Raw genomic sequence first — 23,262 nt, 5'->3', positions numbered from 1 at the left:
CAATGATTATCTCAAATTGTCGGAATTCATGAATAAATTAGACTTTTAGCGTTTGCTGATTTTGGACGGAAATGCGCTTGGCGCCAAGGTCTGCAAAAATTCACAGCTGCTTAATTTTGAGAGGATGGAAAATTGGTGTACTTTAAAATCCCAGGGCCGCTCGGCGTGCGTGAGCATAGCAATAACCACGATGGGCCGTTCATTAGTAAATTCTTCCACAATCGCGTTCATCAAGCTCCTAGTCATGGCTTTGATGGTGCAGTGGGGGCTCCATATTTTTCAACGCCGTTAGCTAACAAAGTAACAAATTCAGATATTGCTGCTGGATTAATGTGCGAAGAGCTGGGTGAAGCAGAATTTTCAGTGCTAGTGATGGCTCTTTGCAAAGATGCAATTGTCCTTGCGGAGCAAAGGCAGGCAGAGCTTCAACGCTGGAATGCCGCGGCAAAAAAGCGTACGTGGATTTGGTTAAACTCTTCAAGCGAAGAGCTTAGAGATTTTTTGCTTAAGGGTATTGCCGCAACCATTGTAAGCTTACGAGCGCTCAGGGCGAAAGATTTCGTTCAGTATTCAGAGGAGAATATCAAGCATGGGTTCATGCCACGGATCGGTCGTTGATCCTGAGGCAGCAGCATCGGTTTGTCCAGTGGATGTCACTAACAAGAGAATCATGATCGCTCCAAAATTTTGTGGTCTGAGCAGAGATAAAAGAAATCCATACAACGGAGAGATCGGAGATGGAGATAGTCAACTTTTGACGCTGGTGCATGAAGTCACCCATTTTAAAGATGTGTTTGGCTCAAATGATAATTTCTATAGTACTTTTAGATCTATTAAATACGTTGAAGATCCTGGCATTCGATTTAACGCAGATAGTCTTGCGGCATACATTATCGGGACCAATCCGCGACAGGAGCGCTATTGATGTTTAATTTAACTTATTTGCGAAGGAATGCGGCATTTGCATTGTTATTTATTTTTGGGGTGTCAAGTTCTGCATATGCCTGCTCATTGACTGGGCTGCAGCATGAGGTGAAATTCGATGGTGATCAGCCTACTTTAGGTAAAGAAGAAGCTGTGGCTTTTGTCCCATGGTTTGCACACCAAAGAGATCTCAGACGCTATGACGGAATTGACATTGTTTCAATGTATCCCAAGGGTAATAGAAAATTAGCTGAGGTCTCTAGAAAAAGAATGCAAAATATCTCGAGTCTCATAGATTCTATGAATGCCGATAGAATATCCGTAGCGTTTACAATAAGCGAGGGTCGACAGGACGCGCTGGGCCCCGTTGGGTATGTTTACCACGAAGTTCTGGTGGTAATGTCGCCTTCATGTACTAGGGCTGGAACCTGCTGTAATATCCGTGTTAACTAAAGAAAATAAATGCGAAAATTTGTACCTGACGCGATAAATTGCTAGTTTTTGGAAACGTTGAAAATCTTTTATTTCAATTAATGGCTGAGGCTAAAGCGATATTTCTCGATGCTGAATTAGGTGTAATACAAAGATTTGTTTATTTTGCCGAATATGGCTCGGCATTAGAAGCGGTAATTGCTATTTGTTTGTGGAAAGGGAGGCTTATTAGTCGTAAGACTCTTAATTTGATTGAGTGTCTAGGGGCGTGATGCCAATGGAGACCAAATATTAACTTAAGGATATGTTAAGCAATTAGAGGTGGGTTGATTGTGAATACCTGGGAAGATTTGCTGAATTGCTTGGGTTGGATTTTTTACGTCAAATGATCTGATTGCATTAAATTATATTGATCATATTTAAAAATTAATTGACTTTGTAAAAATGACATACGTTTGTAATTTTGTTTATACAAACTCTTCTTCCAGTGCTGTGTTATTGGTATTAGAGCCTTGGGCGGAAGAGGTATTACTTGCTTCTGGGGTTGCTGCTAAAGTCACTGGGGAAGGTAGTTTGGTTGGTTCCACTTTCGAGCTTGAGCAGTTAGATGGTCGATTGATTGTGTATGCATGACCGGATTCGATAGCGTCGATCCAAATTTTATAGATATCTCATTGCAGATGCGTGCCTTTGCAGTTCAAATGTTTCATCGGGCTCTAGATGCGTGCATGAGTGAAAGGCGCCTGGCTAACACATTTAAGAAAATGCAATAATATATGCGCAGGATAGTAGGAAGATAGGATGGAAGTATTTATTGCGGTGTGCGTGACGTCATTAGATGTATTGATTAGGATGGTGGTGTTGAAATATGAGGTCTACATTTAACTTGCAAATAATCAATTTGCAATCGAGCGAATCGATTGAGTTGACCCCGCACCCTACAGTAAGTTTGCTGGTCATTGATGCTATATCTCCAGCCATGGATTTCAAAGCTTTGGTGCGAACCCTAATCCTCGCAGGATGTCAATACTTTATGATCATAGGTCATGCAGCGGAGGACGTGCATGACGCTTTAGATTTCGCAATTGATGATTGTGATTTTGGGTATTGTGGTACGCCTACTGCTGTTCACAACGATGAGTCTGCCGAAGACGTAGCATCGTTTTTGGTCAATGCAGCGATTCCTGGTGAAGCAAATGTGCGCTGCGTAGTTGGATATGACAAGGAGGGTGATGCAGTGCGTGATATTCTAGGGAAATTGAGGCTTGAAATCTCGAGAAATAAGTGAGTATTCAATACTAAGCCATCAAATGGGATGACCGCCCTGTGCTCGTTGACTAGTCTGCATACTTAAATAGTTGGCAGTACCTTGGCTTTGTCAGTGGCTTGGACCTTTACAGCTGCCTTCATCCATAAGAGGCATAAACGTCACAGTGGTATGTTGAGCTTTAAAATGCACCATTTTTACATCAATGCCTTGGTCCTCAAAAAGACTCATTGCTTTTGATAAATTCTCTTTTTGGGCGGTGATAACAATGCGGTTCATTTTGTAGTCAATGTGCGAACCGGTAATGTATTGGTTGTTATTAAATTTCTTAAGAACAATTTGCTTGTGAAGCCTCTGCAGCTCCGCCATGCTGTATTGGACATAAACAATATGCAGCATTTGCTGAATCTCCCGATCCAGCTCTACCGATGATGTCAATCCCAGCACCAATTTGCTATCTTCTCCCCGCCACATGCCTGCGTATTTATCTCCTGCTGCTTTAAAGATGGCAGCGCATTGGCTTTCCGTTGGGGCGAAAGGCTTAGATGCATTGGCAGCAGGATGGGCGGTGAGCAGGGCAAGGCTAAGGGCGATGGCGGCGATAGTTCTATGCATGTGAATTAGCCAGGTGGTCGGAATTTTCTGCATTGTTCGCGTGGGCTGCGCCATCTCCGTGCCCCTGCTGCTCCAACTTTTGCAACACCCAATGAATATGGCTACGCAGCGCATACAACTCATCCGCATACGACAGCGGCACGGTGATCTTCTCGACCTTGCGGCTCAACTCCAGCAACTCAGCCTGGATGCTTGCGCGGTCGGGATTGGGTTGCTCCATCTCGTGCTCGATGGCGCGCAGCTGGCCATACCACTTGAAGACGCGTGAGCGCACGCGGAACTGGTAGAGGGGGGGCACGACCCGTGACAGCGGCAGCATGAAGGCCAGCAAGACACCTAGCACCAGCCACATGCGCTCGACCAGGTTGGCGAGCCAGAAGGGCAGGTAGCGCTGCAGCAGCGGGGCGGGCTCGTTGATGGCGCGTACGCCTTCGGGGGCGACGGCCAGTTCGCTGCTGCGGGTGTTGGGAAAGTCACGCGCCCGGTTGAACCAGCCCGCCTGGCTGTGGATGCCCTGCGAGGCCTGGGCGAAGAGCTGCTTGATGGCGGGGTGGGTGTCATCGCGGGCCAGCAGCGAGGTGGTGGAGGCCAGCAGGTGCACGTTTTGCGGCGGCACATTGGCGGCGAGGTCGACAATGCCGCGCGGCAAGGTGACAGGGCTCAGGAACCTGAACTTGCGGCCGTAGGCCTCGTTCTGCGGAAAATCCATCAGCTGCACGCCAGGGGTCTTCAGCAGCATTTGCACCATCGGCGATTCGGGCGCAGAGACCAGTACCAGCGCGTCAAGCTTGCCCGCCAGAAACTCCACGGTCGCCGGCGTTTCTGCCAGGTGTGATACGCGCAGCTGGGCCAGACTCAGGTGGTTGGCCTCCAGCAATTGGTTGAACAGATTGGGCACGCCGCTGCCGGCGGTGCCGACATTGATGCGCCAACCGGCAAGCTGGGTGAGGCTGTTCAGGTGGGGGCGCTTGGTCAGGCGCTGGGCCGAGTCGGTGCGGTAGAACAGCCAGACGGGTTCGACAAACAACGCGCCCAGCGACGTGAGGCTGTCGAGGTCGTCCTCGGTCAGCTCGGCGGTACCGCCTTGCACAAAGGCCAGATCGACCTTGCCCTCGCGCAGTAGCTGCAGGTTGTCGAAGGAGCCTTCGCTGCCGACCAGTTCGACGCGGATCTTGTTCCTGGCCAGCTGCGTGCGGTACTGCTCGCCAAAACTGGCATAAGCGCTTTGGGCCGGGCCGGTGGCCAGCTTGACCTGCGAGGGCGGGTTGGGCTTGAGCCACCAGTAGGCCCCGATGATCAAGGCCACGGCCAGGATCACCAGCGGGCCGCCGGAGACCAGCGCATCGCGGATGTTGAGCACCAGGGTGATCAGGGTTTGGCGCAGCCCGTAGGCTTTTTGGCGCATGGACGTGGAGCGGTCACCCATGGTGGTTGGCGGGCTGCCGGCGCAGCGCTGTTGGAATGGCGCCTACTGTAAATCAGCCGCGCTGGGCAGGTGCAAGGCCTTGTGGTTTTCTCCGGCATCGATTTGTAAACGATTGGCATGCAGCACCGCCTGCAGGGTGGCCTGGGCGACGGCCTCGGCGGCCATCGTGGCCAGCACCATCATGCCGGGGCTGCGCCCGGCGGCTCCCGTGCCGAGGCAGAACAAGGTGTCGCCGTCCGACATGGTGTGCACCGGGTTGATGGCGCGGGCCAGGCCGTCGTGGCCCACGGTCGCCAGGCGGTTGGCCTGGGCCTTGGTGAGGGTTGCGTCGGTGGCAATCACGCCAATCGTGGTGTTGGTGCCAGCCAGCAGCGGTTGCGGGGGCTCGCCGCGCAGCAGCGCGCGGCGTGTGTCGATGAGCCCCATGCCATCGCTGGTGCGCGCGCCGGCCACCACCTGGGCGGTGTCCGGGTGCAGCACATCGCCCAGTGCATTGCAGGCAATGATGGCGCCCACAGTGACGCCATCGACGGTGACCGACGCGGTGCCGATGCCGCCCTTCATTGCCCGGTGGATGCCAAAGATCTTGCCCACCGCTGCGCCGGCCCCCGCACCTACATTGCCTTGCGCGGGCATGCCGCTGCTGGCGGCCTGGCAGGCCGCGTAGCCCGCCTGGGCATCGGGGCGGATGCGCATATCGCCTACCAGCACATCAAACAGCACGGCGGCGGGCACCAGTGGAATGCGGCCCACGGAGATATCGAGGCCTACGCCTTGCTCTTCCAGCCAGCGCATCGCGCCGCTGGCCGCATCCAGGCCCCAGGCGCTACCGCCCGCCAGCATGATGCCGTGCACGCGCTCGACCAGGTTGGTGGGGTGGAGCAAGTCGGTTTCGCGTGTGCCGGGTGCGGCACCGCGCACGTCAACGCCGCCTACCGCGCCTGCCTTGGCCAGGATGGCCGTACAGCCGGTGGGGCGGCGTGTGTCTGTAAAGTGGCCCACTTCGATGCCTTGCACCAAGGTGATGGAGCCGGAGGGAGCCATGGGGAGGAGGGAGGAGGACATGGCCCGATTGTGGGCCAAGCCGCAGCCCACTGAGTCGGTGGCAGGGGCTGCAAAGGCAGCGGGCTGTCAAACAGGTGTCTGACAGCCCGCAATGCCGGATAAAAAAATAGCGTGCGGATCAGGGGCGGATGACGATCTGCGGGCTGATGACAATCGCATCGGGGGTGCGGGGCGCCACCAGCACCGGGGCAGCGTAGGCCGGCTGCGGCGCGTAGTAGGCCGCCGGGCGGTCGTGGCAGCGGCGCTTTTCCTTGTATTCGCCATTGCGCTTCCACTTGCGCTCCACCTGGCAGTTGCCGTCCCAGAACTGTTCCTTGTGTTCCTTGCGGTGGTGGTGGCGGTGGCCGCCGCCATGGGCCCAGCTGGCATCCGCCAGGCACGAGAGCGCCAACGCAGTGAGCAAAGGGGTCAACAAACGGTTCATGGCAGGGGTTGGGAGGGTGAACGATGCTGGCAGCTTAGCGGAAAATCCTGTATCAAAAGATGAGCAATGGTTGCTTTGTACATCAGCTGTTGCGGCTGTTTTGATGGTGGGAATCTATGGCGATGGGTGCTATGATTTTTCCATCTGTAAGCACCCGTTGCCGCGCTGGCGCCGGGTGCTATGCGTCATCAGGCGTTGACGGTGGTTTGCTGCTGCTCACCCAAGCCCTCAATACCCAGGCGCATGGTCTGCCCGGCCTTCAGGTAGACGGGCTGGGGCTTGATGCCCAGGCCCACGCCGGGGGGCGTGCCGGTCGAGATGATGTCGCCCGGCTGCAGGCTCATGCACTGGCTGACATAGGCGACGATCTGTGCGACCGTGAAGATCATCGTCTTGGTGTTGCCGTTCTGGAAGCGCTTGCCATCCACCTCCAGCCACATGGACAGGTTTTGTGGGTCCGGCACTTCATCGCGCGTCACCAGCCAGGGGCCGATGGGGCCAAAGGTGTCAAAGCCCTTGCCCTTGTCCCAGGTGCCACCGCGTTCGATCTGCCATTCGCGCTCGGACACATCATTGACCACGCAGTAGCCGGCCACATGCTCCAGCGCCTGGGCTTCGGTGATGTACTTGGCCGCTTTACCGATGACGACGCCCAGCTCGACCTCCCAGTCGGTCTTGGTGGATCCACGGGGAATCTCGACCGCATCGTTGGGGCCGCAGATGGCGCTGGTCCATTTGTTGAAGATCACCGGCTCGGTGGGAATGGCGGCGCCCGATTCAGCGGCATGGTCGGCATAGTTGAGGCCGATGCAGATGAACTTGCCCACGCGCGCCACGCAAGGGCCGATGCGGGGCTGGCCCGGCACGGCTGGCAGGGTGCTGGGGTCGATCGCGCGCAGGCGGGCGAGGGCGGCATCGCCCAGCTGCGCGCCTTCGATATCGCTGAGCACGCCAGAGAGGTCGCGCAAGGTGTTGCTGCTGTCGAGCAGGCCGGGCTTTTCCTGGCCCACCGGGCCATAACGCAGTAATTTCATGTCATCTCCAAAGAATCAATAGCGAGCAGGCGCCAGTCTAGGGGCCTGCCAGCCAGGGGGCTGTCGCGCAGCGAAAAATCGAGGTGGGGTGGCGGACTCAGTTGGACCAGCCGCCATCAATCACATGGGCCTGGCCCGTGGTGAACGCTGCCTCGTCCGATGCCAGATAGGCGACCAGTGCCGCAATCTCCTCGGGCTTGCCGACGCGGCCCATCGGTTGGCGGGCCACAAAGGCGGCGCGCACGGCGTCAACGGAAAGCCCATCGTGCGCCGCCTGGGTGGCGATGCGCTGGGCCAGCGACGGCGAATCGACCGTGCCCGGACAGATGGCATTGCAGCGCACGCCCCGGGTGCAGTAATCGGCGGCGATGGACTTGGTCATGCCGATGACCGCTGCCTTGGAGGCGCTGTAGGCAAAGCGGTTGGGCACGCCCTTGATGCTGGAGGCGGCCGACGACATATTGATGATGCTGCCCTGGCCCCGCTGCAGCATGCCCGGCAAAAAGGCGCGGATGCTGCGGTACATGGCTTTGACATTCAGGTCAAAGGCAAAGTCCCAGTCCTCCTCGCTGCATTCGAGCACGCTGCCGGCATGCACAAAGCCTGCGCAGTTGAAGAGGATGTCGATGGGCCCGAGCACCTCGGCCAGGGTCTGGATCTGGGCGCTGTCGCGCACATCGATCTGGCGCGCATCCAGGCCGGAGCCTGCGAGCGGGCCGATGTGCAAGTCGGTGGCAATCACGCGGGCGCCTTCGGCTGCCAGCCGTTCGGCGCTGGCGCGGCCAATGCCTTGCGCCGCTGCGGTCACCAGGGCCACCTTGCCTGCCAGGCGGCCGGGGGAGACGGAAGAATGGGTCATGGAGTCAGTCCTGTCAAAACTATCAAAAGGCCCGGCTGCGCCGCAGGTCAGCGCAGCAGGGCAGGGGATGAAAGCGCTGCGGGTTTAGAAGTGGCCGTCCTGGGCCAGCTTGGGCGGGCTGCCAGCCGCGCTGGTTACCGGGCTAGGTGCGGTAGCGGATACCTGTTGGCGGCGGCCATGCTTGCGCGCCCACATGGCCGTGAGGATGGGCACCAGGATCGCGGTCAGCAGGCAGGCGGTGGCGGTGATCGCCGTGGCCGAATCGGCCATGGACTTGAGCTCGGGCACCATGGTGCCGATGATTTGCGGATTGGCGACAGCCGCACCGGCCGTGGATGAGGCAGCCAGTCCGGCCGTGCCATTGCCGCCGCCGATGAACTTGTCCGCCAGGATCAGCGGAATGCCAGTGACGATGATGACCGCCACCCCCACAAAGACGCCGGTAAAGCCGCTCTTGGCGATGACGCCCAGGTCGATCGAGCAGCCCAGCGCAAAGCCGAAGAAGGGGATCAGCGGGTGCACGCAGCGGCCAAAGAACTCACGCAGGTTCGCATCCAGGTTGCCCAGTGCAAAGCCGATCAGAAACGGCAGCACGGCGCCGGCAAACAAGCGCGGCTCAAACACCGCCACGCCGGTGGCGCCCAGGATCAGCATGCTGACCAGCGGGCCCGACTCGATGGAGGTGAGCACAAAGGCGCCTGCCTCCTCTTGCGTGCCGTACTGCTGCATCAGTGCGGCATACAGGCCGCCATTGGTCATGTCCATTGCGGTGACCAGGGCCAGCACCGATAGGCCGGTGAACAGCCCCGTCTGGATGCCGCCTGGCGGCAAGAAGCGCGTGGCCACCATGGCCACGATCCAGGCCACCAGGATCTTCGTGACGACCAGGGTGCCGGATTTTTTCAGCACCACGCCTGTCGCCTTGAGGTTGATCGTCGCCCCCATGCAAAAAAACCAGACCGCCAGAATAGGCACGGTGCCGGTCATTAGCCCGTTCGTGAATGAGCCGAAGTACTTGCCGGCATCCGGTGCAAAGGTGTGCACGCAGGCGCCCAGCAGCAGCGGAATCAGCATGAGCCCGCCGGGCACACGCTCAATGGTTTTCTGGATTTCCATGTCTCGCTCCTCACACTTTGGTGGTGAATTTGTTATCGCTTGTAGAGGTGTTGTCCGATGACTACCGAAGCAACCGGGACAGTGTTCCATAAATTTAAAACTGGAAAATAGCTGGTAAACCCTTTGTGCAATTCCGTTCATAAAAATTTACGGAACATTGTTCTGAAAAATGAATTGTGTGTTCCAATAGTTGCCATATGTCTTGGCTGGCCGGTCCCAGGGCTGGCTGTTTTTGATCCCGCCCCTCCCACAGTCCATGTCCCATTCCTCCATCTCCCATGCGCCCGCCCTGGCCCCGTCCATCCCCCGTCATCCGTTTGATCTGCAGGGAAGGGTGGCGCTGGTGACCGGCTGCAATACCGGCATTGGCGCGGGCATTGCGGTGGCGCTGGCGCAGGCGGGGGCGGATATCGTCGGGCTCAACCGCAACGATGCCAGCCAGACGGCCGCGCAGGTGCAGGCGCTTGGGCGCCGGTTTGTGCCGGTTCAGGCCGACCTGTCGCGCACGGAGGCGATGGCCGATGTCCTGGCCCAGGTGCTGGCAGCGGCAGGCCAGGTCGATATCCTGGTGAACAATGCCGGCATCATTCGCCGTGCCGATGCGCTGGACTTCAGCGAAGAGGACTGGGATGCGGTGATGAACACCAACCTCAAGAGCCTGTTCTTTCTGTCGCAGGCCGTGGCGCGCCATATGCTGAACTGCGCCGCGCGGCAGGGTGCGCAGTGGCGCGGCGGCAAGATCATCCATATCGCATCGCTGCTGTCGTTCCAGGGAGGGGTGCGGGTGCCTTCCTATACGGCAGCCAAGAGCGGCGTGCTGGGCCTTACGCGCCTGATGGCCAATGAATGGGCCGCCAAGGGCATCAATGTGAATGCGATTGCGCCCGGCTATATCGAGACCAACAACACCGAGGCGCTGCGCCAGGACGCAGCCCGCGCGGGCGAGATCCTGCAGCGCATCCCCGCCGGGCGCTGGGGGCAGCCGGCGGACCTGGGGGGCGCGGCGGTATTTCTGGCCTCCAGCGCGGCCGATTATGTGCATGGCCATACCTTGGCTGTCGATGGCGGCTGGCTGGCCCGATAATCAAGGCCATCCACCACAGCCCAACACAGAAGGACGGACCGATGAGCGAGAGCCCCGCAGCCCTGGACAAGACCGACACCGTCGCCGCGGTGGAAAAAGCCTTTGCCATTCTGGAATGCCTGGGCAACCAGCGTGATGTCAGCGTGACCGCGCTGGCCCAGCAGCTGTCGCTGTCCAAGTCATCGGTGCACCGCCTGCTGCAAACCCTCAAGGCCCTGGGCTATGTGGCGCAGGATGGCGAATCGGAGCTGTACCGCGCCACCTTGCGGCTGTTTGAGCTGGGCGGCAAGGCGCTGGAGAACACCGACCTCGTGCGCGAGGCCGACGAGGAAATGCGCCGCCTGGGCGCGCTGACCCGCGAGACCATCCACCTGGGTGCGCTCGATGAGGACGCGATCATCTACATCCACAAGATCGAATCGGATTTTGGGCTGCGCATGCAGTCGCGCATTGGCCGGCGCAAGCCCTTGCACAGCACCGCCATTGGCAAGGTGCTGCTGGCCTTCATGCCTGCCGAGCAGGCGCACAGCCTGCTGTCGTCACAGCCGCTCAAGCTGTTCACGCCCCGTACCTTGAGCTCCGTCGATGCCGTGATGGACATCCTGCCCCGCGTGCGTGCCCAGGAGGTGGCCGAGGACGATGAAGAGGCCGAACCCGGTCTGCGCTGTATCGCGGTGCCTGTGTTTGACCGCTTTGGCCACGTGATTGCCGCGCTGTCGGTGTCCTTCCCGATCATGCGCTGCGGCGCGGACACGCCGCACTACTACCGCAGCTTGCTGAAAACCGCCAGTGCGGCGATCTCGCAAAAGATGGGCTGGCATGCGCCGCACATTGCCAAAGATGCGAAAGATGCAGAAGGCGAGCCGGGCAGCACAGGCGGCGCGCCACTGTAACGCTGCTGGCGCTGTTTGGGTCCCGCCGGGCATCCAGCGGGCATCAAGCTGGCATCAGGCAGTTGCCAGAACAAAATCGCCGGGCTCAAAGCGGGCGCTGGTATCCATGCGCACCTGGCGCAGCGCTGCCGTTTGCTGGAGCGCGTCATACAGCACCTCGGCGGCATAGTTGATCAGCAGGCTGCGGCGGTGTGCGCCGCTGGGGTTGAGGCTGGCGGCATGCAGCAAGTCGACATCAAACACCAGAATGTCGCCGGCCTGGCCAGAGATCTGAATGGCCAGCGATTCATCATGCTCGCTGCGCGCAGCCTCTTGTGCACTGGGGCGGTGGCTGGCGGGGACCAGGCGCGTGGCGCCGTTCTCAGGCCCAAAGTCATCCAAAAACGCCAGTGCGCCGACGGTATCGCCGGGCCGCTGTTTGGACAGGTCACGGTGCAGGCGCTGGTAGCCGCCGCCGCCCACGGGCTCGCGCCCTTCCACTTGCGACAGAAAAAAGCGCTCACCGATCAGCACGCCCGCAGCGGCCAGCAGTTGAGCAGCCGGCACACCGCCAGCATCTGGGCGTTGTCCTCCACCAGCGCATGGCGCCAATCCCAGCCCCGGGGCACCGGCCATCGGCTGGTGATGCCCGCATCAAAGGCCTCGCGCAGACCGGGCAGCCAGTCGGCCGGAATGGCCTGGCGCAGCAGCAGATAGCCGTCGTGCTGGAGCTGTTCGCGGGGGCCCATGGTTGGCCTTTCAAGCTGTGGTTATGGGGGCGCTGGGGCGCAGCGGGCAGTATAGCCAGCGGGGACGGAGGGAGCGGCATACATCAGCCGCCTGCATGTCCGCGGTAGCTGCTGGAGGCTGCCGGATTGCGGACATTTTCGTCCGATATGTTCAGAATATCGGCCTGATTGTCTTGGTTCCGCAATCGCTGCACCATGGCGGCTGATGCTTTTCACCCGGCAGCGGCCCTTGGCCTGCGCGGGTTTGTACAGGACTTTCGCTTAGCGCGATGGCAGATTCTTCTTCGCTTTCCTCTCACCCATCTCGCTGTCTTGAACCCAGCTGCACCCCCCAAAGCGGCGGCCTGCCGCTGGCATCGCTGCTGGCGCTGGCGCTGGCGGGCTTTGTCACCATCCTGACGGAAGCCTTGCCGGCCGGATTGCTGCCGCAGATCAGCGCCGGTCTGGGGGTGTCGCAGGCCATGGCCGGCCAGCTGGTCAGCCTGTATGCGATCGGCTCCTTGGTGGCCGCGATTCCGCTGACGGCGGCCACCCAGCGCATGCGCCGCAAGCCCTTGCTGCTGGCGGCATTGGCGGGTTTTGTGCTGGCCAACAGCGTCACCACGGTGTCGGGCAGCTATGCGCTCACGTTGCTGGCGCGCTTTGTGGCCGGGGTGGCGGCAGGCCTGCTTTGGGCGTTGCTGGCGGGCTATGCCACGCGCATGGTGGCGCCGCACCAAAGCGGACGCGCCATTGCGATTGCGATGCTGGGTGCGCCGCTGGCGCTTTCGCTGGGCCTGCCGCTGGGCACCTGGATGGGCCAGCACCTGGGCTGGCGCCTGTGCTTTGCCAGCATGAGCGTGCTGGCGCTGCTGCTGATGGCCTGGGTGCAACTGCGCCTGCCCGATTTTGCCGGCCAGCCTGCGGGCCAGGCTTTTGGGTTGGGCCAGGTCTTCCGCCTGCCTGGGGTGCGGCCGGTGCTGCTGGTGGTGCTGGCTTATGTGCTGGCGCACAACCTGCTCTACACCTATATAGCGCCTCTGCTGGCGCCTGCCGATCTGGGCGCGCAGATCGACCGGGTGCTGCTGGTGTTTGGGCTGATGTCGGTGCTCAGCATCTGGATCACCGGCCTGCTAATCGACCGCCATCTGCGTGCGCTGAGCGTGGCGAGCACGGCCCTGTTTCTGTTGGGCGCCGTGTTGCTGGCTTTGGCGATGCAGCTGCCCGCTGCCGTCTATCTGGCTGTGGCCGTTTGGGGCCTGGGTTTTGGCGGGCTGCCGCCGTTGCTGCAGACGGCCTTGGCCAAGAGCGCGGGGCCGGCGGCCGATGTGGCGCAGTCGATGCTGGTGACCTCATGGAACCTGGCCATTGCCGGGGGCGGCATGGCCGGCGGCGTATTGCTGGCGCAGTGGGGCGTGGCGGCTTTCTCGCCAGTGGTGCTGCTGCTGATGCTGCTGAGCCTGGCGGTCGTGCTGATGGCCAAGCGCCATGGCTTTGCAGCGGCCCGGCCCTGACAGAGCATGCCTAGAAAAAGGCGCTGAGACAGGATCTCAGCGCCTTTGCCTTCAGGGCGTTAAATTCGCTTAGAAGCTGGCCTTCAAGGTGGCAAAGAAGCGGCGGCCGGGCAGGTAGAAATTGTTGCCGACATCGCGGTTGCCGCTGGCATTGCGGTCAAACAGGTTCTTCACGCCGGCGTTGATGCGCAGCGCCTTGTTGATGCGGTAGTTGGCAGCCAGGTCGTAGAGCACATAGCTGTTCTGGATGCGCTGCTCGCCAAAGTTGGAGTTGTCGGCCAGGCGCTGGGCCAGGCCCATCTGCTTGCCCACCAGCTCGGCGCCCAGGCTCAGGCCCAGGGCGGAGTTGACCTGCCAATCCAGCACCGAGGAGCCGCTCCACTTGGAGACGGTGGTCAGCGCCACGCCGGTGGTCTTGTTCTCGGCCTTGAGCATATGGGTCAGGCTGTTGTTCCAGGTGATGCTGCGGCTCAGCGGCACGCGCAGATTGGCTTCAAGCCCGCGCGTGATGGCCGCGTCGATGTTCACATACTGGGCCCAGTAGTTGCTGCCGCCCGGCAGGTAGCCAATGCCTTGCGAATCGATCTTGTCCTTGAAGTCGGTGTTGAAGAAGGTCAGGCCCGCTTGCCAGCCCTCATGCTCCCAGGCGGCGCCCAGCTCCCAGTTCTGCGAGGTCTCGGGCTTGAGGTCGGAATTGCCCCGGATGCTGCAACCGCCACCGGTGTAGCCGGCAAAGCCGCAGCCCGCGCCTTGCGACTGGCTCACAAAGTTCTCGTTGGACTGGCGCAGGTTGGGCGCGCGGAAGCCTTCCGAGTAGCCGCCACGCAAGGTCCAGGCAGCGGTGGGATGGTAGACCAGGTAGGCGCGCGGGCTGATGTGCGAGCCGTAGTCGTCATGGCGGTCACCGCGCAGGCCCAGGGTCAGGGTCAGGTTGTCGCGCAGAAAGATCTGGTCTTCGACAAACAGGGCCTGCGACTTGGCCTGCTTGTAGCTGAGGCCGATCACGCCTGCCTCATTGGCGACCGAGCCCACCGAGTTCGGGTTGTCCAGCTCCTGGCGCTGCCACTGCGCACCCACGGTCAGCATCTGGTCAAAGCCCCATTTAAAGGGCATGGTCACCGATCCGTCGAGGATCAGGTCTTCCGATACCGAATGGGTGCTGTAGGTCTGGGTAGCGGTGCCGCCGGGCACCGGCACAAACTGGCCGTTTTCAATCCGAGGCGCAGTCGTCTCGTTGCTGTACTTGCTGTGGCTGAGCGAGAGCTTGGATGTACCAAAGCTGTACTTGCCCTGGTGGGTCAGGCTGGTGCTTTCGCGCTCCATATTGGACGGGCCGCGCGTGGTGGCCGCAGCCGCAAAGCCGCCCGGGTTGCTGGTGGAGGGCGAGGGGCCGCCCAGGGTCTTCCACTCGGCGCGCTGCACATCCAGGCTCAGCTTGTGCTGGTCGTTGATGTCCCAATCCAGGCGTGCACCCAGCGATTGGCGCTTGGCGCCTTCACGCCCGCCGCCCCAGCGGAAAGCGGTGGTGCCGTCTTCGAGGCCGCTGTCGGCCTGCCGGTAGGTTTGCTGGCCGTTCAGCTGCAGCTTGAAGCCCTTGCCCAGCGGGCCGCTGATGTTGAAACCACCGTTGTAGTCATTGCCACGGATGGATTCGGGATTGATCTCGGCACCGGCAGAGACCTGGCCGCCCCATGTGTCGCCGCCTTTCTTGGTGATGATGTTGATCACGCCACCCATTGCATCCGAGCCGTAGAGCGAGGACATGGGGCCGCGCACCACTTCAATGCGCTCGATCGCTTCAGGCGCAATCCAGTTGAGCTCGTTGCGGGTGTAGCGGTCAAAGGTCTCGCTGGAGCTGCCCACGCGCACGCCATCGACGAGGATCAAGGTGTACTGCTGCGGCAGACCGCGAATCTGGATGCTGGTGCCGCCATCGGGCGTGGTGGCTTGCGTGAGGCCGGGAACGCGGCGCAGCACCTCGTTCAAATCGGTGGCCGGCACGCGCGCGATGTCTTCGGCGGTCAGCACCGTCAAGCTGGCCGGTGCGTCCTTGACGGCTGTGGCCGTGGCCGCTGCCGTCACGGTGATTGTGTCCAGCGTGGTACCGGGCTCGGCACGGTCTTGCGCAGAAGCGGCCGGCGCCAGGCACAGGCCTGCGGCCAGCGCAATGGGAAGAAGGGGGAATGAAGCAGCGGGATGGGACATGACAACAAACAATGGCAATAAGACGGCCTGCAGGCGGCGCAGCCCCGGGCAAAGCCGGGCGGGCCAAAGGTATGCAGAGCGGGGCTGGCTGGCGTGGAAGCGGCGCGGGGCCGGTCACGTTGGCTGGGGATGCAAGTTGATTCGCAATCAGAATCATTTGCGACGCATGTGGCGGGTGTTTGCCTGTTTGTGTCAGTTTGTGACTTGGTTCGCTGCTTGCTTTTCGCCGTGAAGGCAGCAGTGGGGGCTGTGGTGACGAAAAAAAGCGCCCCGACAGCCTGAGCTGAGGAGGCGCACTCGGCTAAGCGTTGACGTTACACAGAATCGCGAGATTTCACTTGCCGGGCGCCCAGGCCTACCAGCAAGCCACTCAGCACCAATAAGGCCCATGGCGCATCAGCAGGCACCGGCGTCGGTGTCGTCACCGGCGGCGTGACGGGTGTGATCACCTCAATGCTGGCCGATGCCGTGCACTGGGTGGCACTCGCGCCGCCCGAAGTGGCCGAACACTGTGTGGTTGTGGCGTCCGGCGTGGCTTGGACTGTGTTGGTCAGCAAGCCGGGCGTTGCATTGGCCTCCACGCTGGCTTGGAGGGTAAACCTCAGTTGTCCGCCAGGATCTCCGGCTGCGGCAGCCGGTGGCAAGGCCAGGTTGGCCAGATTGAGAGTGCCGGTGCCGCTGCTGGGAACCGGGCAGCTGGCGCCATTGGCAGCTGTGCAGGCCCAAGCATTCAGCGTGATACCGGCCGGCGGGGTGTCCGTCAGTTGCAACACCGTGGCCTGCTGCGAGCCTTGGTTGGTCAGCACAATGTCATAGCTGAAGGTTCCACCCGCATTGACCTGGCTTGCGCTGGCGTTTTTGGTGATGTCGACTGAGGTGGGTTTGCAAACGGCCGTAGGCTCAGCCTGCACGAGCAGCCCCGTGACCCAGCCATAGTCCAGCACTTGAAAAACGATTTCGTTCAAACCGGGTTTCCAGTCCTGCGTCAACGTGCGAGAGACGGGCGGCGTGGAAAATGCCGATCCGGGGTTCACGATGGGCGCATAAGCACTTTGGGCCACGCCGTTGACGTAGATCTCTGTGGCGCTGTCGTCCACCAGGTACGACAGCTGGACCGCCAGATCTGCCGGATCGACGGCAGGGTCCAAGTTGAACTGGTACCGGTAATAGCCCCAGCGTTGGGAATTGGCTCTGTCAAAGCCCAACGGCGAAACCCAATTGGCGTTGGCATAAGGTGACTCGCTCCAAGGCGCTGTCCAGTAAACCGTGAGGGGTGTCCAAGCAGCGGGGGGTATGGCGCTCAAGGCGACGGCGGGGTTGGTGACTGGCCTGCCTGCAAATGCGAATTGCCAAGATGGTTCCACCGCGTTTTGGGGCAGGGCACCTCCGGTTGCTGCGTTATGTCCCGTGCTGAATGCCGCCGATGACGAGTTGCACGACACCGTAGGCAGCGCCGCTTGCGCCTGTGCGCCAAAAGACGACAGCAGTCCCGCCAATGCAATGAACAGGCCTGTCGCTGCCGGAGCCACGGTGGCGCTGAAGCCCTTTGTCCGAGGCATGTTTGTAGAGGTAATGAACTTCACGATAAGACTTTCTGTCGGATGCCTACGCATGGGCGACTGGACTGAAAAAGGCACAGGCTTAACGTATCGTCAGTGGTACTGGGCTTATACGATGCGTGAATCGTCACCGCGAAACATTGTTTCTGTCAGTCGCATATTGTAAGTTTGGTCACCAAATAAGTCTATTGGCTGCGGGTGCGCGATGGTTTGGCACTAGCGGTTCGGCTGGGATCGCGCGCGCCGGTACCACGCGAGTGATGCGTCGCGATGTTCCGAGGGGAAAACTCGTGCAACGAGCTGCGTCTGACGCGCCGAGCGGTCGTAGTGCGCAGGGTGTAACCGCTCCAAAGAACTCGGCCGCGAATTTGCCATTCCAGACGTTGGAATGCCAACCGATAGAAGTCACTCAAGCCGGCAACTCAATCACCGCTCTCAACCCACCCTCGCTGCGGTTATGCAGCTTCAACTCACCGCCATGCGCGCGCACGCATGAGCGCGCAATCGCCAGCCCCAACCCAAAGCCACCAGTCTCTCCATTGCGGGCGACCTCCAGCCGGCTGAAGGGCCGAAACGCCTGCTCGATGTCCTGCGGCGCAATGCCGGGGCCTTCGTCTTCAATTTCCATGCGCACGGTGGCGGCAGTGCCCGGGGCTGCGGCATCCGGGCCGGCCAGCCGCACGTGGACCCTGCCGTAGCGCGCGGCATTGTCGATCAGGTTGGCGAGGGCGCGCTTGAGGTGGGCCGGGCGGCAGCGGTAGCTGATGCTGTCTGGCGGGCTCCAGTGCACCTGGCGGCCCAGGGTGCGCTGCTGCTCGACCACGTCGCCCACCAGCGCGTCCAGATCGACAGGCTGGGTAGTTTCGCGCATCGCGTCGTCCTGGGCAAAGTGCAGGATCTCTTCGACCATGCTGTGCATCTCGTTGATGGTGTTCACCATCGCCTGGCGCAGTTCGTCGTCGTCCACCAGCTCGGCGCGGATGCGCAGCGAGGTGAGGGGGGTGCGCAGGTCGTGGCCGATGGCGGCAACCATGCGGGTGCGGTCGTTCACGACGCCGAGCAGGCGGTCCTGCATCTCGTTGAAGGCCTCGATGATTTCGCGCACCCCTTCGGGGCCGGACAGCGGCAGGTGCGCGGAGCGCTCGCCCCGGCTGATGCGCTGGGCCGCGTCGGTGAGCATGCGCAAGGGCTGCATGATGCGCCGGCCAAACAGCACCGCAATGACGATGATGGGCAGCATGCCCACGGGAATGGAGAAGCTCAGCACCCGGCTCCAGTGGCTGAGCAGCATGGTGGGCAGGTGCCAGCTGCTGAGCCACTGGCCATCGGGCAGGCGCACATCCACATGCAGCATCCAGCTGCCATCGTCATCAAATGCCGGGCTGAGCTTGCCCAGGATGTCCTGGTCCACATCGCCAGCCTCGCTGGCGGCTGCAGGAGAGCGCATGCGCAGATGGATGCGCACTGGCGGGTCTGCAGCGTTGGCACCGGCTTCCAGCCCCAGACGTTCTTGCAGCCTGGCGGTGAGTTTGGCTTCCTGCTCGGTGACAGCTTGGCCGTCGTCAAAAGGGCGTGGGCGGATGCGGAACTGCGAATCGGGCAGGCTAATGCTGTGCACCAGGCGCTGGGCGGATTCGGGGCTGCCCTCCAGCGCGCGGTAGGCGGCGGCCACCCGGGTCTCGATGGTGTGGGCCGACAGCGGGTGCACGACATCGCTGTCCTGGCGCAGCCAGGTCAGCAGCAGCACGGCAACCAGGTGGGCGACGATCAGCGCCAGCAGCAACAGGGCCAGCAACTGGCCGGCTAAGGTGCGCGGCAGCAGTTTCATGGGGCGAGGCTGATGTTTCTGGCAGCCAGCAGGTAGCCGTCGCCGCGCACGGTCTTGAGCATGCGCGGCTGGCGCGGATCGGATTCGAGCTTTTTGCGCAGGCGGCTGATCTGCGTGTCGATGCTGCGGTCAAAAAAAGCGTCCCCTTCGCGCTGGGTCAGGTCCATCAGCTGCTGGCGGCTCAGCACGCGGTTGGGGTTCTCCAGCAGCGCGCGCAGCAGGTGGAACTCTGCCGTGGTCAGCGGCACAGGGCTGAGGTTGGGGTCCTGCAGCTCGCGGGTGGCCAGGTCAAAGGACCAGCCTTCAAAGGTGTAGCGCCTTTCTGCCGATACGTCGGCGGTGGGCGCCGCCTGGGCTGCATCGTCTGCCCGGCGGCGGGCGCCGCGCCGCAGCACGCTGCGGACCCGGGCCACCAGCTCGCGCGGGTCAAAGGGCTTGAGCACATAATCGTCGGCGCCAATTTCCAGGCCCGCCACCCGGTCGGCCTGGTCGGTCATCGCGGTCAGCAGGATGACGGGGGTGCCGATGTGCTCGGCCACAAAGCCGCACAGCGACAGACCGTCCTCGCCAGGCAGCATGACGTCCAGGATGATCAGGTCATAGCTGCGGTCCTTCAGCAACTGCCGCATCGCCAGCCCATCGCAGGCAGTGTCGACATCAAAGTCATAGCGGCGCATGAAAGTGGCAAGAGGGTCGCGGATGCTTTGGTGGTCATCGACGATCAGGATGCTGCGTCGCACATTCATGGAAATTCGGGCATTAGCAAATGAGATTACTTCTTATTATCACCGGCCATCTGCCAGTGGGTGCGGTGCATGGTCAATCCCGCACCTTGCCGCGCTGGGCTTTGACATTGGCGCGCAGGCTCTTGCTTTGCAGGCGGCGCTGCTGCGATCCCCAGGTCGGTTTGGTGGCGCGGCGCTTGCGCGGCTCCACCGCCACGCTGGCCACCAGCGCGTTGAGGCGCTCCAGCGCATCCCACAGGTTTAGCTCCTGGGTGCGGTAGCTCTGCGCCTTGATGACAACCACGCCTTCCTGGGTGATGCGCGAATCGGCCAGGGCCAGCAAACGGGTCTGCACGGGCTCGGGCAGGCGCGATGCACGCACATCAAAGCGCAGGTGGATGGCACAGCTGACCTTGTTCACGTTCTGCCCGCCGGGCCCCTGGGCGCGGATGGCCGTCCACTGCACATCGGCTTCATGCAGGGTGAGGGCGGAGGGCAAGGGCGTGGTCATGTCGGGAGGCGTATCGCGGTAAAGCGGCAGGGAAAGGCGGGGTGGGGGTTTCACAGCGCTGTCGTGCAGCTCTGGCATAACCTGTATTTTGCGGCAGCTGTCCGGGAAGCCTCAACAAATCGCTGGGCCAACTCTTGTATAAGACTTAAAAAGCAGCGACAATCCTTGGCGTTGAATTCCGTATTGTGATATTGCATTGCAGCATTTGAGGGACAGGCTTCCCAACGGTGGTCGAGCAGTACATCATGAGGGAGTTTACGCGGGCGCGCCCTGAGCCGTGGAGACCAGCCAAGGCGCGACGCACATCAGAACTTTTGCCACTTGAAAGACCAGATGACTACCCAGCAACCCACCATCATCTACACCCTGACCGACGAAGCCCCTCGTCTGGCGACCGCAGCGTTCCTGCCCGTTGTTCGCAGCTTTGCGAGCGCCGCTGGCATCAATGTGGCCGAGAGTGATATTTCGCTGGCAGCCCGCATTCTGGGTGAATTCCCCGAGTTTCTGACCGAAGCACAGCGCGTGCCCAACAACCTGGCCGACCTGGGCAAGCTGACCTTGACGCCGGATGCCAACATCATCAAGCTGCCCAACATCTCCGCATCGGTGGGCCAGCTGCAAGAAGCGATCAAGGAACTGCAAGACCACGGCTACAAGCTGCCTGACTACCCAGACAGCCCTGCCAACGACGCAGAAAAAGACATCAAGGCCCGCTACAGCAAGTGCATCGGCTCGGCCGTGAACCCCGTGCTGCGCGAAGGCAACTCCGACCGCCGCGCACCGCTGGCCGTGAAGAACTACGCCAAGAAGCACCCCCATTCGATGGGCGAGTGGAAGCAGTGGTCGCAAACCCATGTGTCGCACATGGAAGAGGGCGACTTCTACCACGGCGAAAAGTCCATGACCCTGGACAAGGCCCGCGAAGTCAAGATGGTGCTGGAGACCAAGTCCGGCAAGACCGTGGTGCTCAAGGACAAGGTCAAGCTGCAGGACGCAGAAGTGGTTGACTCGATGTTCATGAGCAAGAAGGCCCTGCTGGCTTTCTACGAAAAGGAAATCGAAGACTGCAAGCAGTCGGGCATCCTGTTCTCGCTGCACGTCAAGGCCACGATGATGAAGGTGTCCCACCCCATCGTGTTCGGCCACTGCGTGCGCATTTTCTACAAGGAAGCGTTCGAGAAGCACGGCAAGCTGTTCGAGCAGCTGGGCGTGAACGTGAACAACGGCATGGCCAATCTCTACGAAAAGATTGAAACCCTGCCCGCATCGCAGCGCGAAGAAATCATCCGCGACCTGCACAAGTGCCAGGAAGGCCGCCCTGCGCTGGCCATGGTGGACTCTGCCAAGGGCATCACCAACTTCCATTCGCCCAACGACGTGATCGTGGACGCATCGATGCCTGCGATGATCCGCGCTGGCGGCAAGATGTGGGGCGCCGATGGCAAGCCTTACGATTGCAAGGCCGTGATGCCTGAGTCGACCTTTGCCCGCATCTACCAGGAAGTGATCAACTTCTGCAAGTGGCATGGCAACTTCGACCCCAAGACCATGGGCACCGTGCCCAACGTGGGCCTGATGGCGCAAAAGGCCGAAGAGTACGGCTCGCACGACAAGACCTTCGAGATCAGCGAAGACGGCGTGGCCAACATCGTCGACATCGCCACCGGCGAAGTGCTGATGAGCCAGAACGTGGAGCAGGGCGACATCTGGCGCATGTGCCAGGTCAAGGACGCTCCGATCCGCGACTGGGTCAAGCTGGCCGTTACCCGTGCCCGCAACTCCGGCATGCCTGCCGTGTTCTGGCTGGATCCCTACCGTCCGCACGAAGCCGAGCTGATCAAGAAGGTGCAAACCTACCTGAAGGACCACGACACCAGCGGCCTGGACATCCACATCCTGTCGCAGGTGCGCGCGATGCGCTTCACCTTGGAGCGCGCAGCCCGTGGCCTGGACACGATCTCGGTGACCGGCAACATCCTGCGTGACTACCTGACCGACCTGTTCCCGATCCTGGAGCTGGGCACCTCGGCCAAGATGCTGTCGATCGTGCCTTTGATGCAAGGCGGTGGTCTGTACGAAACCGGCGCCGGCGGCTCTGCCCCCAAGCATGTCGAGCAGCTGGTGGAAGAAAACCACCTGCGCTGGGATTCGCTGGGCGAGTTCCTGGCGCTGGCCGTGTCCTTCGAAGAGCTGGGCATCAAGAACAACAACGAGCGCGCCAAGCTGCTGGCCCAGACCCTGGACCAGGCCACCGGCAAGCTGTTGGACGAGAACAAGTCGCCATCGCGCCGCACCGGTGAGCTGGACAACCGTGGCTCGCAGTTCTACATCGCCCTGTACTGGGCCCAGGCGCTGGCCGCCCAAACCACCGATGCCGAACTGGCCGCCAAGTTTGCGCCACTGGCCAAGAGCCTGAGCGACAACGAGGCCAAGATCGTTGGCGAGTTCAAGGACGTGCAAGGCAAGCCTGCCGACATCGGCGGCTACTACCAGCCGGACACTGCCAAGCTGGACGCTGTGATGCGCCCCAGCAGCACCTTCAACGCAGCGGTGGCTGCACTGGGCTGATAAGGCCCTGGCCTGGGCTGGCGGATGCTGCCCGGGTTGCGATCCTCCAAGTAGAACCGGCAGTCCCTTGTGGGCTGCCGGTTTTTTTTGTTGGCTACCGGTTTGCTGACTGGGGGTGTTCGGTTGGCGTATACCTTCGTATATGGCTCCCATGCCAATGGCAGTGGCATGCACCCCAAAGGCCACTGGCGATCCCGCGCTTGGCCTGCGAAAATCCTGTCTGTCGTCGCGAAAGCCCTGAGTCTTGTTACTGCGATGACGCTTCGCCCTGTGGCCATGTACCAGCTCGGCGATTGCCGCCGATGCGCACTTCAGTTGTTGAAGGCAACCCATGGGCATCTCTAGAACTGTTCAACCGGAGAAAAGCATGGACCCCGATCCTGAGCCTGAAATGCGCTGCTGCCAGCGCCACCTCCCCTTGCACTGCATTACCACCCATCCCCATCGGGCCAACGCCCCGAGGCTGTCACGCATCTAAATGCATGAGAGGCCTTGGCGGCACCTGG

The 23,262-nt window shown here is 61.0% G+C and carries 23 protein-coding genes; 9 read left to right on the top strand and 14 right to left on the bottom strand.

Features of this window, described 5'->3' with window-relative positions; all coding sequences use genetic code 11:
* Positions 1 to 135: 135 nt before the first annotated feature.
* The 5 genes from ACCQ08_RS20850 (at position 136) to ACCQ08_RS20830 (ending at position 2,644) form a co-directional block, all read left to right on the top strand.
* Positions 136 to 618, top strand: coding sequence for a hypothetical protein (locus ACCQ08_RS20850; RefSeq protein WP_373450877.1), 483 nt, complete (start codon positions 136 to 138; stop codon positions 616 to 618).
* Between the two features lie 52 nt (positions 619 to 670).
* Positions 671 to 925 (top strand): hypothetical protein, encoded by a 255-nt coding sequence (locus ACCQ08_RS20845; RefSeq protein WP_373450876.1) that lies wholly within the window; start codon positions 671 to 673, stop codon positions 923 to 925.
* Positions 925 to 1,377: a hypothetical protein gene (locus ACCQ08_RS20840; RefSeq protein WP_373450875.1), complete on the top strand. Its 453-nt coding sequence runs from the start codon at positions 925 to 927 to the stop codon at positions 1,375 to 1,377. The genes ACCQ08_RS20845 and ACCQ08_RS20840 overlap by 1 nt, the downstream gene beginning before the upstream one ends.
* Positions 1,378 to 1,800: 423 nt before the next feature.
* Positions 1,801 to 1,989, top strand: coding sequence for a hypothetical protein (locus tag ACCQ08_RS20835; RefSeq protein ID WP_373450874.1), 189 nt, complete (start codon positions 1,801 to 1,803; stop codon positions 1,987 to 1,989).
* A 253-nt stretch (positions 1,990 to 2,242) separates the two neighbouring features.
* Positions 2,243 to 2,644, top strand: a complete 402-nt coding sequence (locus ACCQ08_RS20830) for a hypothetical protein (protein WP_373450873.1) — start codon at positions 2,243 to 2,245, stop codon at positions 2,642 to 2,644.
* 90 nt (positions 2,645 to 2,734) lie between these two features.
* Here the strand turns inward: ACCQ08_RS20830 and ACCQ08_RS20825 are convergent, their stop codons facing one another.
* The 7 genes from ACCQ08_RS20825 to kdgT form a co-directional block, all read right to left on the bottom strand.
* Complete coding sequence (locus ACCQ08_RS20825; RefSeq protein ID WP_373450872.1) at positions 2,735 to 3,238, bottom strand: hypothetical protein; 504 nt, start codon at positions 3,236 to 3,238, stop codon at positions 2,735 to 2,737.
* Entirely contained in the window at positions 3,231 to 4,643 is a 1,413-nt protein-coding gene (locus ACCQ08_RS20820; RefSeq protein ID WP_373450871.1) for a TAXI family TRAP transporter solute-binding subunit, read from the bottom strand. Before ACCQ08_RS20820 ends, ACCQ08_RS20825 begins: the two co-directional genes overlap by 8 nt.
* Before the next feature lie 63 nt (positions 4,644 to 4,706).
* On the bottom strand, positions 4,707 to 5,729 hold the full coding sequence (locus ACCQ08_RS20815; RefSeq protein WP_373450870.1) for a P1 family peptidase: 1,023 nt from the start codon (positions 5,727 to 5,729) through the stop codon (positions 4,707 to 4,709).
* Positions 5,730 to 5,847: 118 nt separating this feature from the next.
* A complete protein-coding gene (locus tag ACCQ08_RS20810) occupies positions 5,848 to 6,153 on the bottom strand; it encodes a hypothetical protein (RefSeq protein ID WP_239811781.1) in 306 nt (101 codons plus the stop codon).
* A gap of 188 nt (positions 6,154 to 6,341) precedes the next feature.
* Positions 6,342 to 7,187: an ureidoglycolate lyase gene (locus tag ACCQ08_RS20805; protein ID WP_373450869.1), complete on the bottom strand. Its 846-nt coding sequence runs from the start codon at positions 7,185 to 7,187 to the stop codon at positions 6,342 to 6,344.
* A gap of 97 nt (positions 7,188 to 7,284) precedes the next feature.
* Positions 7,285 to 8,046 (bottom strand): SDR family oxidoreductase, encoded by a 762-nt coding sequence (locus ACCQ08_RS20800; RefSeq protein ID WP_373450868.1) that lies wholly within the window; start codon positions 8,044 to 8,046, stop codon positions 7,285 to 7,287.
* 84 nt (positions 8,047 to 8,130) lie between these two features.
* Complete coding sequence (gene kdgT / locus ACCQ08_RS20795; RefSeq protein WP_312836033.1) at positions 8,131 to 9,162, bottom strand: 2-keto-3-deoxygluconate transporter; 1,032 nt, start codon at positions 9,160 to 9,162, stop codon at positions 8,131 to 8,133.
* Positions 9,163 to 9,418: 256 nt separating this feature from the next.
* Between kdgT and kduD the strand changes: the two genes are divergently transcribed.
* On the top strand, positions 9,419 to 10,246 hold the full coding sequence (gene kduD / locus ACCQ08_RS20790) for a 2-dehydro-3-deoxy-D-gluconate 5-dehydrogenase KduD (RefSeq protein WP_373450867.1): 828 nt from the start codon (positions 9,419 to 9,421) through the stop codon (positions 10,244 to 10,246).
* 41 nt (positions 10,247 to 10,287) lie between these two features.
* Positions 10,288 to 11,139 (top strand): DNA-binding transcriptional regulator KdgR, encoded by an 852-nt coding sequence (gene kdgR / locus ACCQ08_RS20785; RefSeq protein ID WP_312408947.1) that lies wholly within the window; start codon positions 10,288 to 10,290, stop codon positions 11,137 to 11,139.
* A 54-nt stretch (positions 11,140 to 11,193) separates the two neighbouring features.
* On the opposite strand, the gene ACCQ08_RS20780 is transcribed toward kdgR, so the two are convergent.
* Together ACCQ08_RS20780 and ACCQ08_RS20775 are read right to left on the bottom strand one after the other, a co-directional pair.
* Positions 11,194 to 11,685: a phytanoyl-CoA dioxygenase family protein gene (locus ACCQ08_RS20780; protein WP_373450866.1), complete on the bottom strand. Its 492-nt coding sequence runs from the start codon at positions 11,683 to 11,685 to the stop codon at positions 11,194 to 11,196.
* On the bottom strand, positions 11,646 to 11,867 hold the full coding sequence (locus ACCQ08_RS20775; protein ID WP_373450865.1) for a hypothetical protein: 222 nt from the start codon (positions 11,865 to 11,867) through the stop codon (positions 11,646 to 11,648). Before ACCQ08_RS20775 ends, ACCQ08_RS20780 begins: the two co-directional genes overlap by 40 nt.
* A gap of 269 nt (positions 11,868 to 12,136) precedes the next feature.
* Here ACCQ08_RS20775 and ACCQ08_RS20770 point away from each other — a divergent pair, with 269 nt between their 5' ends.
* Entirely contained in the window at positions 12,137 to 13,360 is a 1,224-nt protein-coding gene (locus tag ACCQ08_RS20770; protein ID WP_373450864.1) for an MFS transporter, read from the top strand.
* A 69-nt stretch (positions 13,361 to 13,429) separates the two neighbouring features.
* Here the strand turns inward: ACCQ08_RS20770 and ACCQ08_RS20765 are convergent, their stop codons facing one another.
* The 5 genes from ACCQ08_RS20765 to arfB form a co-directional block, all read right to left on the bottom strand.
* Positions 13,430 to 15,565 carry a TonB-dependent receptor domain-containing protein gene (locus tag ACCQ08_RS20765; protein WP_373450863.1) on the bottom strand — a complete coding sequence of 712 codons (2,136 nt, stop codon included), beginning with the start codon at positions 15,563 to 15,565 and terminating at the stop codon, positions 13,430 to 13,432.
* A 314-nt stretch (positions 15,566 to 15,879) separates the two neighbouring features.
* Positions 15,880 to 17,148: a hypothetical protein gene (locus ACCQ08_RS20760; RefSeq protein ID WP_373450862.1), complete on the bottom strand. Its 1,269-nt coding sequence runs from the start codon at positions 17,146 to 17,148 to the stop codon at positions 15,880 to 15,882.
* Positions 17,149 to 17,533: 385 nt separating this feature from the next.
* A complete protein-coding gene (locus ACCQ08_RS20755; RefSeq protein ID WP_373450861.1) occupies positions 17,534 to 18,952 on the bottom strand; it encodes an ATP-binding protein in 1,419 nt (472 codons plus the stop codon).
* Positions 18,949 to 19,698 (bottom strand): response regulator, encoded by a 750-nt coding sequence (locus tag ACCQ08_RS20750; RefSeq protein ID WP_373450860.1) that lies wholly within the window; start codon positions 19,696 to 19,698, stop codon positions 18,949 to 18,951. Before ACCQ08_RS20750 ends, ACCQ08_RS20755 begins: the two co-directional genes overlap by 4 nt.
* Before the next feature lie 73 nt (positions 19,699 to 19,771).
* Positions 19,772 to 20,188, bottom strand: coding sequence for an alternative ribosome rescue aminoacyl-tRNA hydrolase ArfB (gene arfB / locus ACCQ08_RS20745; protein WP_373450885.1), 417 nt, complete (start codon positions 20,186 to 20,188; stop codon positions 19,772 to 19,774).
* 333 nt (positions 20,189 to 20,521) lie between these two features.
* On the opposite strand from arfB, the gene ACCQ08_RS20740 reads away from it, so the two are divergent.
* Positions 20,522 to 22,756, top strand: a complete 2,235-nt coding sequence (locus ACCQ08_RS20740; protein WP_312408954.1) for an NADP-dependent isocitrate dehydrogenase — start codon at positions 20,522 to 20,524, stop codon at positions 22,754 to 22,756.
* The last annotated feature ends 506 nt before the right edge of the window (positions 22,757 to 23,262 follow it).

Source organism: Comamonas sp. SY3, assembly GCF_041730275.1.
GTDB classification, from domain to species: Bacteria; Pseudomonadota; Gammaproteobacteria; order Burkholderiales; family Burkholderiaceae_C; genus Comamonas; species Comamonas sediminis.
The sequence above is the reverse complement of the archived record's forward strand: the minus strand, read 5'-3'. Positions and strand labels throughout refer to the sequence as shown.